The organism is Bradyrhizobium sp. Kon69 (assembly GCF_055807515.1).
The window spans coordinates 1-379 of sequence record NZ_JBVVOS010000149.1 but is presented as its reverse complement, the minus strand read 5'-3'; the positions used below and the strand labels follow the sequence as shown (position 1 = coordinate 379).

The following is a 379-nucleotide window of genomic DNA, read 5'->3' as shown; positions in this document are numbered from 1 at the left end:
CCATGGACCACGGAATCGAAAGCGCCGACGCCCGCCGTGCCGCCGGCAAATCGGCCAAGGGCCACCTGAGCCTTAACGCGTATCACGACTCGGGCAGCATCGTGATTGAGATCGCCGACGATGGGGCTGGCCTGAACCGCGAACGTATCCTTGAAAAGGCTCAAGAGCGCGGGCTCGTCCCCAGCGGCGCGGTGCTCACCGACCAGGAAATCTACAACCTGATCTTCGAAGCGGGCTTCTCCACCGCCGAAGCCGTTACCAGCCTTTCCGGGCGTGGCGTGGGCATGGACGTGGTCAAGCGCAACATTACCTTGTTGCGCGGGACGGTCGACCTGGACAGCCGTCCCGGGCAGGGCACCGTGGTACGTATTCGCTTGCC

At 64.1% G+C, this 379-nt stretch carries 1 protein-coding gene; it reads left to right on the top strand.

The features are described from left to right. Positions 1-379, top strand: a 379-nt coding sequence (locus AC0L3U_RS38625) for an ATP-binding protein (protein WP_473364994.1), incomplete at both ends; no start/stop codon positions are given.